This window comes from Corynebacterium afermentans subsp. lipophilum, assembly GCF_030408375.1.
In the GTDB taxonomy this organism is placed as follows: domain Bacteria; phylum Actinomycetota; class Actinomycetes; order Mycobacteriales; family Mycobacteriaceae; genus Corynebacterium; species Corynebacterium lipophilum.
In genome coordinates, this window is the sequence record NZ_CP046530.1 from 515,797 (window position 1) to 530,803 (window position 15,007).

Here is a 15,007-nt window from a genome sequence, read left to right on the forward strand (position 1 = left end):
GGAAGCGCTACTTCTGCAGGCCCGGCAGGTTCAGGCCCAGGTGCGGGCCCGCGAAGTAGAGGCCCGCGGCGCCGATGGTGGCCACGATGGCGATGATGCCGGCGAGCAGGCCGGCGAAACGCTTGGCGTTGTCGATCTCGTCCTGGGTGTACTCGGAACTGCCCGGGCCGCTGGACTGCTTGCCCTGGTCGGCCTGGTCAGAGGCCTGGTCGGTGGCTGCGGCGGTGTCGGTTGCCGGGGCGGCGGTGGCCACCGGGGCGGCGCCGGCAACGAGGGCGACGGCGAGCGCGGGGGCAATGGCGCGGCGGGAGATAGAGCTGGTGAGCATGGGAGGTCCCTTCATGGGCGTGAGTGTATCCGCCACAGAATAACCGACCGGGCCCGAGCGCCCAGCCTCAGGCCAGCCCACAAGGCACCGAAGTTACTGCCCGTCGATGAAGCGGGTGACCTTCTCCGCCTCGGCGATCTCCTGTAGCCGCTCTGCGGAGACCAGCCCGGTGACCACGACGACGGAGCCGCCGGCGGCGATGGGGCCGAGCACGTTGGAGGCGAACTCTTCGGTGGTGTGCCAGTCCTGCACCAGGTAGCGCTCCGCATCAAGGCCGGGCACCGCGAACGAGCTCAGCGCAGGGGATTGGCCGAAGTAGTCGTCGCCGTAGAAGCGCACGGTGGGGCCGAAGTCCACGGTGCCCACGGGCAGTTCGCCGCCGGCTTCCACCACGCCGCGCCCGAACGGGTCGTCGGAGACCACTACGCAATCGGGCACCTCGCTCCACCGCGCGGCGCCGTCCAGGGTGGTGAAGATGAGGTCGGGGGCGGGGGCACCGGAGGCGTCGATAAGCGGGGTGCGCGAGGAGTTGTACGCGCCGATCGCGATGACCGCCGCTTGCCACGACACCGGCAGGTCGATGGCGACCTCGTCGCCGGCATCGAATTCCTCGTCGAGCATGTTGGCGACCTTGCTGGCCCAGTTGTCCAGCGTCTGCGCCGAAAAATCCATGCGGACGCCGCGCGAGTCGTCGTAGACGGTCAGGCGCGGCGTCGAGGGGTCGGTCTGCATCAGCGGTGCGAGCATGCTCATGCCCGCCCATCGTAAGGGGCAATTGCTTTACGACGCCAACATGATCGACGCACCCGGCCCCAACGGCAAGTCGAATTGGTACCAGATAAACAGCAGCACCACCCAGAACAGCCAGAACACCACGGTGAACACGATCAGGCGCGACATCAGGGTGCCGATGCCGGCCTTCGGCTCGTAGCGGCGCAGCTGGGTGAGGATGACGATGATGTACGGGTTGAGCGGGGTGATGATCTGCGTCGCGGAATCGCCCACGCGGTAGGCGGCCTGGATGAACGCCGGGTCGAAGCCGAGCAGCGCGAACATGGGCACGAACACCGCGGCCATGAGCGTCCACAGCGCGGAGCCGGAGGTGATGAGCAGGTTCAGGCACGACGCGAGGATGATAAACGCGATGATCGCGCCGAAGCCGCCGATGCCCGCGGACTCGAGGGCCTCCGCGCCCTTGACTGCGGTCCAGGTGCCGATGCCGGACCAGTTGAACAGCGCGATGAACTGGCCGAGGATGAACGCGAGCACCAAAAAGCCGGTCATTTCCTTGATGGACGAGCCCATCATCTCCGTGACGTCGGTGACGCTTTTGATGGTGCCGGCGGCCTTGCCGTAGACCAGCCCCATGACCACGAAGTAGAGCACCACGATGAACACGGTGGACTGCATCAGCGGCGAATCCGGCAGGAAGGTGCCTTCCTCGTTGCGCCACGGCGAGCCGGGCACAAGCACGGCGATGGTGCCTGCGACAGTGAGCAAAAGCGTGGCCCACAGCGTGGCGGTCAGGCCGCGCTTTTCCGCGACGGAGAGCTCGGCGGTGATTTCGTTGCCGCCGGGGTCCAGGTCTGGGGCGTCCTCGCCTTCGGCGACCTCGGTGGGCACCTCCAGCTTGTGCAGGCGCGGCTCGAGCACCTTGTCGATGATCAGGCCGGCGATGAAACCCAGGATGGACGCGGAGGCGATGTTGAACCAGTAGTTAGACATCACCGTGACCTCGTTTGCCTCCAGGCTGGGCAGCGCCTCCATCACGGAGTTGGTGATGCCGGCGAACAGCGCGTCCAGGGAGCCGGGGAGGATCGAGGTGGCGTAGCCCGCGCCCACGGAGGCGAAACCGCCCAGCAGTCCGGCTACGGGGTGGCGTCCGGCGGCCTTGAACACCATGGCGGCCAGCGGCGGGATGACAATGAAAGCCGGGTCCGCGATCAGGGAGGCGGACACGCCGATCAGGCCCACCGCGTAGGGCAGGACGGTCTTGTTGGCGGAGCCGAACAGGCGGCGGATCAGCGCGGAGAGCATGCCGGAGCGCTCCGCGATGCCCACGGCCAGGATGATGGGCAACACGTAGACCAGCGGCGGGAAGCCGACGTAATTCTCGCCCAGGTTCACAGTGAACCAGGCCAGGCCCTCCTTGGTGAAGAAGCCGTGGATGGGGCGGACCTCGTCGGAGCCGGGGACCTGGACTTGGGCCCCGGACCAGGCCATCACCGTGGATATGACCGCGGTGATGAGGAACAACAGCAGGAAGAGGGTGAACGGCTCGGGGAGCTTATTGCCCACCTTCTCGATGGTGCCCAGGATGCGGTCGGTCGCTCCCGGCTTCTCGGAGGGCTTCTCGGTGGACTTCTCGGAGGACTCAGTGTTGTCGGAGTGGTTGCTCGCATGCTCGTTGGCGCTCGAGTTCACAGGAGTGAGGGAAGTGGTTCCTTTGGGTGACGGCTCGGGCCGTGATGTGCGAGTCATGCATCTTGGTTTTACCAAACCGTGTGCAGGATTTTCCTCAAATTCGGGAAAATTGTGAAATTACATTCCCGGAATGCGGAACGACGGGACCGGGGCGGTGCTAGTTCACGCAGCGGGGGCTGTCGCCGTCGGCGGTGATCTCGGGGGCGATCTCGGTGGCACCGAAGTCCTCGCCAGGGGTGCCCACCGGTGCCTCCTGCTGCGCTTCCTCCGCGGTCATCACACCCGGTCCTGCGTAATCCTCGGCCACGACGGCCACCATCGTGCCCGGCTCGAGCGAGGCGTTGGCCACCACCGGCACACCGCCGAGGATGCGGGCGAGCTCCTGCGCGGCAGGATCGTCGGCGTCGGGTGCCACCACCTGGCTCTGGTAGTACAGGCCCTCCATAGCGTTGGCTACCTCGGAGACCTGGACGCCCTGGCTGGAAAGTTCCTCGCCGACGCGGCCGGCCTGGCCCGGCACGGCTCCGGCATTGAGCACGATGACGTCCTGGGTGTCGAACACCGTGGAATCTGCGGCGGGGGAGTCTGAAGCGTCGGTGTCGTCTTCCTGGTCGTCTTCCTGCGCGGGCTTCACCGCGTCCTCCATGAACTGCTGCACCTGGGACACGTCGACGGTGATGATGGACTCGCCGTAGTCGCCGGTGCCGTTGACAGAGGTGACCGGGATCGTGGTGAACGTGACATTGTCGCCGGCCAGGCCGGAAAGCTGCTGCGCGAAGCGGACCACGTCCCAGTCCTTGTCCAGCGTGACGGAGCGCTCCGCCGCGTTGGCGAGTTCGCGCAGGCGGGCCGGGTTAGTCAAAGTGCCCGCGGAGAGCATGTTGCGCACCAGCGACGCCATGAAGGTCTGCTGGCGGACAATGCGGTCGAGGTCGCCGCGGGGCAGGTCGTGGCGCTGACGTACAAAGGACAACGCCTGGGTTCCGTTGAGCGTTTGGACACCGGCGGGGAAGTGGGCGCCGGACAGCGGCTCGTCCACCGCATTGTTCAGGCACACGGTCACGCCGCCCACGGCATCCGTGAGTAGGACGAAACCGAGCAGACCCACCTGCGCGAAGTGGTCGACCTCTACGCCGGTGAGGTTGGCCACTGCGTCGATGAGCCCCTCTTGGCCGGCGCGGGCGACCTGCTGCTCCAGCTCCGGGCCCTCGGACATCCCGTCCTCTTCGACCAGCTCTTCGCGCTTGTCGGCGGCGTAGGCGCCGTAGACGCCGTTGATCTTGAGGTTGCCGTAGGTGGAGTCGTGGATGTAGGTGTCGCGGGGGATCGACACGGCCGTCGCCTTGGAGCCGTCCTCCGGGATGCGGACCACCATGATGGTGTCGGTGTTGATCTCACCGTCGGCTACGCCGGCGTTGAGGCGGGCGAGCTCTTCCTCGCTTAAGGGGTTGCCCTGCGCGTCCGTGCGTGAATCGGAGCCGACGAGCAGGATGTCCACTGCGCCGTCGAGCGCGGCGTCGTCTTTATTGCCTTTGCCCTTGGATTTGCTCTGGGAGCTGACGTCGAGCTCCGAGGCGGAAAGCTGCCCGCCCAAGCGGCCGACGGCGAAGTAGCCGACGCCGGACAGGGTGATCGCCAGGGCAGAGACCACCGCAAGGACCCCTTTGACCACGGGGTGCCCGGATTGGGACACGTCTCGCGCTCGCGATGGTGCCGCCTGAATGTCGCGGGCACGCCGGTTGGGGTCAGTCACGCGGGGAAGTATACGACATCCCCGCTCGAATCCCTGCCGCAGTGCCTGTGCCGTACACCAATTTCGGCTCCACCGGTGGGTATGATTCCAGCCATTGTGAATGCAGACTTTCTCCACACACCTGAGGCAGCGGCGGGCGACCCGCCGCTTGCGGTGATTACGGTGACGTACTCGCCGGGCGAGCATTTGTCCTACCTGATTGCCTCGCTCGACGCGGCGACGCGCGGCAAGGTGCACTTGGTCTGCGCGGATAACGGCTCCACCGACGGCACACCGCAGCGCGCGGCCGACGAGCACGAGCACGTGGAGTTTCTGCCCACCGGGGGAAACATCGGATACGGGGCGGCGATTAATGCCGCGGCCGCGGCGCTGAGGAAGCGCAGAGAAGCGAATGCCATCCGAAACGACTACTTCCTCATCGTCAACCCCGACGTCGAGTTTGGCCCGGGCAGCATCGACGAGCTGATCCGCTGCATCGACGCCGCGCCCGAAGTGGGGGCGGCAGGCCCGCGCATCGAGGAAGCGGACGGCTCCGCGTACCCCAGCGCGCGCGAGGTGCCGGGACTTGCAACAGGCATCGGGCATGCATTGCTTTACGACGTCTGGCCGCGCAACCCGTTTTCCCGCGCCTACAAAGCAGACGCGAACATGCACGTGCAGCGCACCGCAGGGTGGCTCTCCGGCGCGTGCCTGCTGGTGCGGTGGGAAGCCTTCGACGCCATCGGCGGCTTCGACGAGCGCTACTTCATGTACCTGGAAGACATCGACTTCGGTGACAGGCTTTCGCGCGCCGGGTGGGATAACTTGTACTGCCCGTCGTCGGTGATCTTGCACGATCAAGGCCATGTGGCGGGCAAGTTCCGCAAGGTCACGGTGCCCGCGCACCACGGCTCGGCCTATCGCTTCCAGCGCGACAGGCACCCGCACCCGTGGCAGGCCCCGCTGCGTTGGGCGTTGTGGCTCGGGCTGAAGGTCCGCGGGGCGTTCCAGCTTGGGCTGCGCAAGCCGAGCCGGTGCAACAAAACTTAGAGAAAACTCCAGTAGGCAGGAAGAAAAGGACGAGCAATGGCAACTTCGGAGCACATCGGCGCCGCACAGGCGGCCGGCGGGGCAGTGGCAGAGATGGATGCGGTGATCCTGGTGGGCGGGCGCGGTACGCGCCTGCGCCCGCTGACGGTGTCGACGCCGAAGCCGATGCTGCCCACCGCGGGGTATCCATTCCTGGCGCACCTGTTGGCCCGAATCAAGGCCGCCGGCATGCACCACGTTGTGCTGGGCACGTCCTACAAGGCTGAGGTGTTCGAGGAGTACTTCGGCGACGGCTCCGAATTCGGCCTGGAAATCGAGTACGTGGTGGAGGAGGAAGCCCTCGGCACCGGCGGCGGCATCCGCAACGTTTTGGACAAGCTGCGCTACGACAACGCCATGGTGTTCAACGGCGACGTCCTCTCCGGCGCGGACCTGTCCGCCATCGCCTCCACCCACGTTGACAAGGACGCGGATGTCACGCTGCACCTGGTGCGTGTGCCGGATCCGCGGGCGTTCGGCTCGGTGCCGACGGACGAGGACGGCAACGTGCTGGCGTTTTTGGAAAAGACGGAGGATCCGCCGACCGACCAGATCAACGCTGGCTGCTACGTGTTCAAGCGCTCCGTGATCGAGCAGATCCCGGCAGGGCGTGTGGTGTCGGTGGAGCGCGAGACTTTCCCGGGCCTGCTGTCTTCCGGCGCGAAGGTGGTCGGGCACGTGGATTCGTCCTACTGGCGCGACATGGGCCGCCCGGACGATTTCGTCCAGGGTTCCTCGGATGTGGTGCGCGGCATCGCGTACTCGCCGTTGCTGGAGGGGCGCACGGGCGAGTCGCTTGTGGACGACTCCGCTGGCGTCGCGCACGGCGTCATCCTCATGGGTGGCACGGCTGTGGGCCGCGGCTGCGAGATCGGCGCCGGCTCGCGCGTGGACGATTCGGTGATCTTCGACGGCGTGACCATCGAGCCCGGTGCGATGGTGCGCAACTCAATCATCGCGGCAGGTGCGACGATTGGCGCGAACGCGCGTGTCACGGACTGCGTGATTGGCGACGGCGCTCGGATCGGGGCGCGTTGCGAGCTGCAGGCGGGCATGCGTGTGTGGCCGGGCGTGGAAATCCCGGATTCGGGAGTGCGTTTCTCTCCGGACGCGTAAGCGACACGCCAAAACCGGCAAATAGTTGCTCAAATCCCGGCCGCTACTAGATGTAGTACCCCCTATGTCCACCCCCATCTTCCCCCGCGTGTGACTGATGTGACTCGTGTGACGAGCGACGTGGGAAATAGGGAGCGCAGGCCGGAAACTGCGGAATTCTGGTTGCGGCTATTTAGTGTCGCGGTGTGTAATCACAACAGTGTTATCCGCAGAACCCGCCAACCGGGAACTGCGGTCACCACTCTTATACGACCGACAAGCAACTAAGGAAGGTAATGGCGTGGAAAACCAGGCAGACGCCACCCTCCGCGGTGCAGCCGCGGGAGGGATGACCCTCGACGAGTTGTTCGGCGCCGTCGAGCAGGAGTGGCAGGATCAGGCACTGTGTGCCCAGACCGACCCAGAGGCGTTCTTCCCTGAGAAGGGCGGCTCGACTCGTGAGGCGAAGCGAATCTGCAAGGCGTGCGCCGTGCGCGACGAGTGCTTGGAATACGCGCTCGAGCACGACGAGCGTTTCGGGATTTGGGGCGGGCTCTCCGACCGGGAGCGCCGCCGCCTGAAAAAGCAGATTAGCTAGGCCCTACCAGGGGAAGTCTGGGGCGATAGTCCTCGGATCCAAGTTGAGGTAATTGGCCACAAGAGCGGTCAGAACCCAAGTGAGGAGTTCTGACCGCTCTTGTGTTGTCGCGGTGCGGTGCTCGATGGGCATGCGAAACACCACGAAGCGCGCGCGTGTGGGGTTGCCCTGCCTGTCCACGCCCGCCTGCAAGACGCGACCGAGCGGCACCGGGCCGTCGGCGATGATCTCGTCCGGCAGCACCGTCATGTCGGGGCTCAATCGCATCCGCGGAATGGTGTCGACGGCGAGATCGACGCCGGCCAGCTCGTTGAAGTACTGGTTGTGAAGTGGCGCGTAGGCGTCGATGACCAGTTGGTCGAATGCGTTGGCGCGGGTGCGGTAGCGCGGCACACCGACCGGCAGGATGGGCCCGCGCACGCCCCGGCCGTGGCGGTTGCGGGCCGGTTGTACGTGGGAGGGGCGAGTGGAGCTCATAGCTGGCAATGCTATTTCGCGGCGCAGCAAAGGTGGCGTGGGCGCGCCGCGTTGCACTATCGAAATCTCAATGTGGGGTTTAGACTTGGCGCCGTGAATATCTACCGCCGTTGTTGCCGCCCAGGGTGCGGCCGGCCCGCCGTGGCCACGCTGATCTACGCGTACGCGGATTCGACGGCAGTGGTCGGACCGCTCGCGCCCGCCCCGGACCCGCACGCCTGGGATCTTTGCGAACGCCATTCCGCGCACATCACCGCACCGGTGGGCTGGGAGCTGGTCCGCGTCGAGCACGTCGAACTCGACGACGAGTCGGACGACGAAAACACCGACATCACCGCGCTCGCGGAGGCAGTGCGCGAAGCGGGGCGTGTGACCACCGGGCTGGTGGAAACCGGCCAGGACCCGATCGAGTATTCGGCGGACAAAGACTTCAACAACCCGGACACCTCCAACCACCCGGTGCACCGCACGAAGCGGGTGGAGGAGCAGATAGCCGCGGCCAAGGCGGCGCGGCGCTCCCATCTGCGTATCGTGCCGGACCCGGAGGCTGAGCAGTAGCTGCGGTGACCAAAGCGGTCTGCGCAGGACCGTGTCGGGGGCGCGCGATAAGATACCGCGCATGGCTATTGAGCACACGAACGAGACGCTGAAGAGCGTTATCAAGGCGTACGACGTCCGCGGCGTCGTCGGCGAGACCATCGACGAGGACTTCGTCCGCACCGCGGGCGCAGCGTTCGCGCACATCCTGCGCGGGGAGGGGGAGACCCGCATCGCGGTCGGCCACGACATGCGCCCGTCCTCGCCCGCGCTTGCAAACGCCTTCGCTGAAGGCGCCGCCAGCCAGGGCCTCAACGTGACCCTGCTGGGACTGACGTCCACCGACGAGCTGTATTTCGTCGCCGGCACGAAGCGCTGCGCCGGTGCGATGTTTACCGCTTCGCACAACCCGGCGCAGTACAACGGCATCAAGCTCTGCCGCGCGGGTGCAACCCCGGTGTCCACAGACACGGGCCTGGGCGAGATCGCCCGCATGATCCTCGAGGGTGTGCCGGAGTATGAGGGGGAAGCCGGGGGCGTCGATAAGCATGATGCCCTGGATGAGTACGCCTCCTACCTGCGCGAGCTTGTGCCGGTGCCTACGCGCCGCAAGCTTGTTGTGGCAGTGGACGCGGCCAACGGCATGGCCGGCATGACGGTGCCGGCGGTGCTGGGGGATATGGACATCCGCCCGCTGTACTTCGAGCTCGACGGCACTTTCCCCAACCACGAGGCGAACCCGCTGGACCCGAAGAACCTGGTTGACCTGCAGAAGTTCACTGTGGAGCAGGGCGCAGACATCGGTCTCGCCTTCGACGGGGACGCGGATCGCTGCTTCGTGGTGGACGAGCGCGGCGAGGCCGTCTCCCCGTCCGCGATCACCGCGCTGATCGCCACCCGCACGCTCAAGCAGCACCCGGGCGCGACGATCATCCACAACCTGATCACCTCGCGCGCTGTGCCCGAGCTGATTGAAGAGCACGGCGGCAACGCGGTGCGCACGCGTGTGGGGCACTCCTACATCAAGGCGCAGATGGCGGAACATTCCGCGCTGTTCGGCGGCGAGCACTCCGCGCACTACTACTTCTCGGAGTTTTTCAATGCCGACTCCGGCCTGGTGGCGGCGCTGCACGTGCTGGCCGCGCTGGCGGAGCAGGACGCGCCGCTGAGCGAGATGATGGGCGCCTACGAGCGCTACACCGCCTCCGGCGAGATCAACTCCGAGGTCGCCGACCAAGCCGCCGCCACGCAGCGCGTGGTGGACGCGTTTGCGGACCGCGCGGAATCCGTGGACACACTCGACGGCGTCACCGTGCAGCTCAAAGACTCCAAGGCGTGGTTCAACGTGCGCGCCTCCAACACCGAACCACTGCTGCGGCTGAACGCCGAGGCGCCGACGCGCGACGAGGTGGACGCGCTGACAGAGGAAATCCTCGGCATCATCCGCGCTTGAGGTTCCCCGCGTACGCTCGCGGGGTATGAGCGAATTTTCCAGGGAAGACGCCCTGTTTTTCGACATCGCCCACGAGGGCGCGCAGGTCCGTGCCGTGGGCCAGGCGGCGCACCTGCTCGAAGGCCTGCACGGCATGCAGCCCCGCAGCGTGGTCGTGCTGGCCACCGACCAGGTCGCGGCGGCCGCGGCGCGTGCGGTGGCAACCTTTGCCGCCCCGCTCGAGGTACCGGTGGTGGTTGTTGACGTGCTGCCGGCGTACATCGGAGCGCTCGATGTCGTGGTGGTTGTGGGCGACAACGCTGGACGCGAGCAGGATCTGCGCGGTTTGCTCACCGCGGCGGACCGCGGCGCAGAGACCATCCTCGCCGGCCCGAAGCAGGGGCCCTTGCTTGAAGACGCACCACAGGCCGCCACCGTCATTCCCGCCCTGCCCGACACAGCTGGCGCCTCCCCGCTGCGTACCTGCGCCGTCGTGGGGGCAGTACTGCTGGCGCTGCGCCAGCCGGCCGAGGTAGTGGCGGAGCGCTTCGAGCTGCTGGCGTCTGAAGTGGATGCGGAGCTGGAGTCTGTCTCGCCGCGGCGCGACGTGGCGGTCAACGCCGCGCGCAAACTGCGCGCCCAGGTTGACGGTGCTCGGGTGCTGCACACCGGATTCGGTATGGCAGGCAGTGCGGTGGCGGAGCTTGTCGCGTCGCTGTGGTCCACACACGGCATCCCGGCGTCCTTTGTGGACTACCATGAGCTTCCCTTTGCCGTCGAGCGTGCTCAGGAGGGTAATTCCGCCTCCGCCGCGGACGATATCTTCCACGACCCCTACCTCGACGGCCCCGCAAAGCTGGTAGGTTTAACAACCGTTGTTTGGACGTGCGAGGCCACCGATCCGGTGGCCCCGGCAGGCAGCCAGATGGAATCTGCGGAGACTGAAGCGGACGATCTGGCGGCTCGTGCGGCACGCCTGGTTGCCCGGGCCTACGCGGTGGTGGCGCTTGCTGCCGACGTCGATGCCGCCGCCACGGAGGAGTAGAAGGAGAACCATGGAGCACCTCGAAGGAGCTCTGCGCCCCTACCCCTGGGGTTCCCACACGTTGATCGCCCAGCTGCGCGGCGAGCCTTCGCCGAGCCCGCAGCCGCAGGCGGAACTCTGGTTTGGTGCCCACCCGGCCGCCCCGGCGACGGTGAACGGGCAGGGCCTAGACGAAGCCATCGCCGCCGACCCGGCCGTCGCGCTGGGTAAAAGGGTCACAGAAGCGCACGGCGACCAGCTGCCGTTTCTGGTCAAGCTGCTCGCCGCGGCCGCGCCCTTGAGCATCCAGGCCCACCCCTCGCTGGAGCAGGCGCAGGAAGGCTTTGCGCGCGAAAACGCCGAGGGCATCGCGCTGAACAGCCCGAACCGTAATTACAAGGACCCGAACCACAAACCCGAGCTCATTGTCGCGCTGACCGAGTTCCGCGCGTTGGCCGGGTTCCGTCCGGTTCCGGACACCGCCGCGTTTTTTGCCGAGCTCGGCAGCGCGGAGCTGGACCGCTACGCCACCTTGTTGCCCGCGGACGGCGAGGGCGATCTGCGCGCGTTGTTCACCACCCTGATTTCGCTGCCGCACCAGCCGCGGGTGGAGTTGATCGAATCGGTGCAGCGCGCGGCGGCAGAGCTTGCCCAGAAGCGCACTGCCCCTGAGTGGATGGTGGAAGCCGCGGAGGTGTACCTCGAGCTCAACCAGGCGTACCCGGGCGATGTGGGCGTGTTGGCGGCGTTGCTGCTGAACGTGCTCACGCTTGCGCCCGGCGAGGCGGCGTTTTTGCGTGCCGGCCAGCTTCACGCCTACCTGTCGGGTCTGGGGGTGGAGGTCATGGCCAACTCCGACAACGTGCTGCGAGGTGGGCTGACCACCAAGCATGTGGACGTGCCGGAGCTGGTGAAGGTGCTGGACTTCGGCACCTTGGAAAACCCGCGGGCGGAAGCGGTTGCGTCGAACGGCGGCGTGGAGTTCCAGCTTCCGGTGGACAGTTTCGCGGTGCGAGTGCATTCGCTTGCCGACGGCGAAACGTTGGCCATCGACGAAGACGGCCCAGCGATTGTGCTGTGCACCTCCGGCGAGGTGCGCGGCGCCGACGGGTTTGTGCTGTCCCAGGGCAACGGAGCCTGGGCGCCGGCGAGCGAAGGGGAAGTGGAGCTGACCGCCGAGGGCGCGGCCCAGGTGTTTGTGGCTACGGCCTAGCGGCCGGTGATCTTGTTCAACACGCCGCGGGCCGTCATGCCTTCATCTTCCTTCGGGTAGCCCGCAACGTCTTCCTTGCCCGCGACACGGGTCGGCGCCGCGGGCTCCTCCGCTGCGGCGGCCTCCGGGGCCACCTGCGACGCGGAAGCGGAGTCGGCGTCGTCAGTGAATTCGGCGCCCGCGGACGGCTGTGCCGCCGCGCCTGCGCCTTCAAGCCGCGTCTTTGGTGCCGGGCTCTGCTGCGCATCTTGTGCGTGAGACGGCTCCTGCTCTGACGGCTCTGCCACCTGGATGCCGGCCGCGCCACCCGCGTTGCCCGAGCCGCCCATGTCATCGGGGCCGTGCGACGGTCCGGAGCCGTGACCGGGCTGCGGCGTCTGCTCGGACTCGTCGGACGCCTCAGTGGTCTGCGGCTGTTCCGGCCGCTGCGACGGCTCCTGTGCCGGGGTGCGCGTCGGCTCGGTGGCCTCCGACGGCTGTGCTTCAGACCCGCCAGGTGCCGGCGTGGCAGGGGTGCTCGGCTGTGCGGCGCTGCTCTCGCCCGGCTCGCGCGGCGGGGTGCTGCCCGGCGTCTGCTGGGAGGGAGTGCGTGCGCTGGTCTGTGCGCCCGCCGGGGTTGGCTCTGCCGTCGAGTTGGCGCCCTGCGGCGCTGCCTGCGGACGGGCAGGGGAGGGCACGATGTTGGACGGCCGGTACACGCGGGGCGGCTGCCCCGACGCTTGTTCCGGAGCAACCACAGCGTGCGGCGGCAGGTACGGGTCCTGTGCCGCGTTGTAGCCGGTGGGCACGGAAGCGCCGGCGCGTGCTTCGTCGGAGCTGGCTCGACCGGCAGCGCCCGCACCGCGGTTGGCGTTGCGTCCGTTGTCGACGGCGCTTGCAGAGCTGCGCACGGTCCGGGTGTGTGTCTGGTTCTCCGTCACCGTTTCCGTTGTCGGGCTCGATGTGGTGGGCGTGGCGCTGGCATCGGTGGTTCCAGCGGCTTCCGCGGTGAAACCGGCGCGGTTGTTTTGCCCGGGCGAGGAGGTGGCCCAGACGGTGAACCCGACGAGGGCAGCAAGGAGTGCACCTGCGCCGATGAACACGGCTACCCGGCGTGCGGTCCCTTCCACGGTGACTCCTCCCACGGGGTGTTTCGGCCCCGCGTCTTAGTTACAAATTGGTAACGTTTTGCGTTGTAGCACTGTTTATAGCACGCGGATGGTAAATGCGGAACCCCTGCGCGGCGAGTCGTTGCGCGTTCGGCTGCCCCGGGGGCCCGTTTTGCCGTATACAGATGGGGGTAACACGTCGCGCGGGCGCCCGCTCGCGCACCATCTATGGAAGGAGCGCCGCAGTGAGCACTTGGGATGAGCAGATTTTCACGGTCGATGCCAACACCGACTTCCTGGACGAGCTGGTCGATCTTGACTTCGACGAGGTTTTCGAGGCGGTCCGTGATGCGGTCCTCCTCGCCGCGAAGCAGGATCCGAGCGAAGACGAGCTCCTCAACGGCGAGGCTGCGGCCACGATCGCCGCGATTTGGGCGGGTGCGCCGTTTTCTGCCGGTGAGATCGCTGAGACCTACCCGTTTATCCGTATGCGGCCGGACGAGATGGACGAGCAGTTGGTTGAGTCCGCGGCCACCGTGCTCGAGGAGGCGGACACCGAGCAGGATCTGGAGCAGTTCCTCGAGGCGCTGGCGTAACTGCATGATTGTCGCTGTTGAAGGCATAGATGGTGCCGGCAAAAACACGCTTGTCACCGCGTTAAAAGAGCGCTTCGGCGCCGAGACCTTGGCGTTTCCCCGCTATGAGACGTCCGTGCACGCCCAGCTGGCGCAGGACGCCCTGCACGGGCGCATGGGCGATCTGACAGATTCCGCGTTCGGCATGGCCACCATGTTCGCTTTGGACAGGCATGGGGCGAAGCAGCTTCTCGACGGCTTCGCTGGCCGACGAGACCGCATCATCGTCCTGGACCGCTACGTTGCGTCCAACGCGGCGTACACCAGCGCCCGCACAGGTGACGCCGCCGCGGTGAAGTGGGTGCACGACTTGGAATTTGAGAAGTTGGGTCTGCCCAAGCCGGATCTGCAGGTTCTGGTGGACACCACCCCGGATGTTGCCCGCGAGCGCGCGGAGGCCCGCGAGGCGCAGGACGCGACGCGCACCCGCGACCGCTACGAGCGCGACGTGGCTCTGCAGGTGGCAACCTTCCAGGCGTATTCGGAGCTAGCGGAGCGCAACTGGGTGAGCCGGTGGCTTCGCACCGCAGATCCGGCGGTTATTATGCAGGCAGTGAGCGAGCTGACGGAGTAGAAGAGCAGTTCAAACTGAGCGGCTCAGCGCGAAAAGGATAGAGGAGGACGCATGGCACCGAAGATCCTTGTGGTGGACGACGACCCGGCGATCAACGAGATGCTGACAATCGTGTTGGAGGCCGAAGGTTTCCAAACCAGCTCCGTGACGGACGGTGTTGAGGCGGTGCCTGCCTTCCGCTCGTTCGACCCCGACCTGATCCTTTTGGATCTGATGCTGCCGGGCATGAACGGCATCGACATCTGCCGCGAGATCCGCAAGGAGTCCGCGGTGCCGGTGGTCATGCTCACCGCTAAAACGGACACGGTGGACGTGGTGCTGGGCTTGGAGTCCGGCGCGGACGACTACATCACCAAACCGTTCAAGCCGAAGGAGCTTGTCGCCCGCATCCGCGCGCGCCTGCGCCGCACCGACGAGACCCCGGCAGACGTGTTCGAGGTCGGCGACCTGACTGTGGATGTGCCACAGCACACCGTCACTCGCGGCGACGAGGAAATCCAGCTCACGCCCCTGGAGTTCGACCTCCTGGTGGAGATGGCCCGCAAGCCCAACCAGGTGCACTCGCGAGAGGAGCTGCTGGAGTCTGTGTGGGGCTACCGCAACGCCTCCGACACCCGCCTGGTCAACGTGCACGTGCAGCGTCTGCGCTCCAAGATCGAGCACGACCCGGAGAACCCGGAGATTATCCTCACCGTGCGCGGTGTGGGCTACAAAACCGGTAAGTCGGAGGTGTAGCACCTGGACGCCATACGTCGTGTCAG

General features: G+C 66.7%; 16 protein-coding genes. 10 read left to right on the top strand and 6 right to left on the bottom strand.

Features of this window, described 5'->3' with window-relative positions; translation table 11 throughout:
• Positions 1–7 precede the first annotated feature (7 nt).
• From CAFEL_RS02475 to CAFEL_RS02490, 4 genes are all read right to left on the bottom strand, one after another.
• Positions 8–343 carry a hypothetical protein gene (locus CAFEL_RS02475; protein WP_194560852.1) on the bottom strand — a complete coding sequence of 112 codons (336 nt, stop codon included), beginning with the start codon at positions 341–343 and terminating at the stop codon, positions 8–10.
• A gap of 78 nt (positions 344–421) precedes the next feature.
• Entirely contained in the window at positions 422–1,081 is a 660-nt protein-coding gene (locus CAFEL_RS02480; RefSeq protein WP_194560853.1) for a TIGR03089 family protein, read from the bottom strand.
• A 27-nt stretch (positions 1,082–1,108) separates the two neighbouring features.
• Positions 1,109–2,752 carry an AbgT family transporter gene (locus CAFEL_RS02485; protein WP_394354805.1) on the bottom strand — a complete coding sequence of 548 codons (1,644 nt, stop codon included), beginning with the start codon at positions 2,750–2,752 and terminating at the stop codon, positions 1,109–1,111.
• A gap of 157 nt (positions 2,753–2,909) precedes the next feature.
• Complete coding sequence (locus CAFEL_RS02490) at positions 2,910–4,505, bottom strand: LCP family protein (RefSeq protein ID WP_194560855.1); 1,596 nt, start codon at positions 4,503–4,505, stop codon at positions 2,910–2,912.
• A 96-nt stretch (positions 4,506–4,601) separates the two neighbouring features.
• Between CAFEL_RS02490 and CAFEL_RS02495 the strand changes: the two genes are divergently transcribed.
• The 3 genes from CAFEL_RS02495 to CAFEL_RS02505 all read left to right on the top strand — a co-directional run bounded on the left by CAFEL_RS02495 (position 4,602) and on the right by CAFEL_RS02505 (position 7,266).
• Entirely contained in the window at positions 4,602–5,534 is a 933-nt protein-coding gene (locus tag CAFEL_RS02495) for a glycosyltransferase family 2 protein (RefSeq protein WP_290172158.1), read from the top strand.
• 36 nt (positions 5,535–5,570) lie between these two features.
• Positions 5,571–6,689 carry a mannose-1-phosphate guanylyltransferase gene (gene manB / locus CAFEL_RS02500; protein ID WP_194560857.1) on the top strand — a complete coding sequence of 373 codons (1,119 nt, stop codon included), beginning with the start codon at positions 5,571–5,573 and terminating at the stop codon, positions 6,687–6,689.
• A 328-nt stretch (positions 6,690–7,017) separates the two neighbouring features.
• Positions 7,018–7,266 (top strand): WhiB family transcriptional regulator, encoded by a 249-nt coding sequence (locus CAFEL_RS02505; protein ID WP_172796738.1) that lies wholly within the window; start codon positions 7,018–7,020, stop codon positions 7,264–7,266.
• 3 nt (positions 7,267–7,269) lie between these two features.
• Here the strand turns inward: CAFEL_RS02505 and CAFEL_RS02510 are convergent, their stop codons facing one another.
• Positions 7,270–7,743 carry a metallopeptidase family protein gene (locus tag CAFEL_RS02510; protein WP_194560858.1) on the bottom strand — a complete coding sequence of 158 codons (474 nt, stop codon included), beginning with the start codon at positions 7,741–7,743 and terminating at the stop codon, positions 7,270–7,272.
• Positions 7,744–7,836: 93 nt separating this feature from the next.
• On the opposite strand from CAFEL_RS02510, the gene CAFEL_RS02515 reads away from it, so the two are divergent.
• The 4 genes from CAFEL_RS02515 to manA all read left to right on the top strand — a co-directional run bounded on the left by CAFEL_RS02515 (position 7,837) and on the right by manA (position 11,949).
• Positions 7,837–8,301 (top strand): DUF3499 domain-containing protein, encoded by a 465-nt coding sequence (locus tag CAFEL_RS02515; RefSeq protein WP_194560859.1) that lies wholly within the window; start codon positions 7,837–7,839, stop codon positions 8,299–8,301.
• A 61-nt stretch (positions 8,302–8,362) separates the two neighbouring features.
• The gene (locus tag CAFEL_RS02520) at positions 8,363–9,733 is read left to right on the top strand and encodes a phosphomannomutase/phosphoglucomutase (RefSeq protein WP_194560860.1); all 1,371 of its coding nucleotides are present in this window, start codon (positions 8,363–8,365) and stop codon (positions 9,731–9,733) included.
• Positions 9,734–9,758: 25 nt separating this feature from the next.
• On the top strand, positions 9,759–10,757 hold the full coding sequence (locus CAFEL_RS02525) for a hypothetical protein (RefSeq protein WP_194560861.1): 999 nt from the start codon (positions 9,759–9,761) through the stop codon (positions 10,755–10,757).
• A 10-nt stretch (positions 10,758–10,767) separates the two neighbouring features.
• Positions 10,768–11,949, top strand: a complete 1,182-nt coding sequence (gene manA, locus CAFEL_RS02530; protein ID WP_194560862.1) for a mannose-6-phosphate isomerase, class I — start codon at positions 10,768–10,770, stop codon at positions 11,947–11,949.
• On the opposite strand, the gene CAFEL_RS02535 is transcribed toward manA, so the two are convergent.
• Positions 11,946–13,058, bottom strand: coding sequence for a hypothetical protein (locus tag CAFEL_RS02535; RefSeq protein ID WP_194560863.1), 1,113 nt, complete (start codon positions 13,056–13,058; stop codon positions 11,946–11,948). The two genes, manA and CAFEL_RS02535, sit on opposite strands and share 4 nt — an antisense overlap.
• Before the next feature lie 224 nt (positions 13,059–13,282).
• Here CAFEL_RS02535 and CAFEL_RS02540 point away from each other — a divergent pair, with 224 nt between their 5' ends.
• Genes CAFEL_RS02540 through mtrA form a run of 3 tightly spaced genes read left to right on the top strand, consistent with a single transcriptional unit; the run spans position 13,283 to position 14,981 of the window.
• Complete coding sequence (locus CAFEL_RS02540) at positions 13,283–13,633, top strand: hypothetical protein (protein WP_194560864.1); 351 nt, start codon at positions 13,283–13,285, stop codon at positions 13,631–13,633.
• Positions 13,634–13,637: 4 nt separating this feature from the next.
• Complete coding sequence (locus tag CAFEL_RS02545) at positions 13,638–14,246, top strand: dTMP kinase (protein ID WP_194560865.1); 609 nt, start codon at positions 13,638–13,640, stop codon at positions 14,244–14,246.
• Positions 14,247–14,297: 51 nt separating this feature from the next.
• A complete protein-coding gene (gene mtrA, locus CAFEL_RS02550) occupies positions 14,298–14,981 on the top strand; it encodes an MtrAB system response regulator MtrA (RefSeq protein ID WP_063938587.1) in 684 nt (227 codons plus the stop codon).
• Positions 14,982–15,007: the final 26 nt, after the last annotated feature.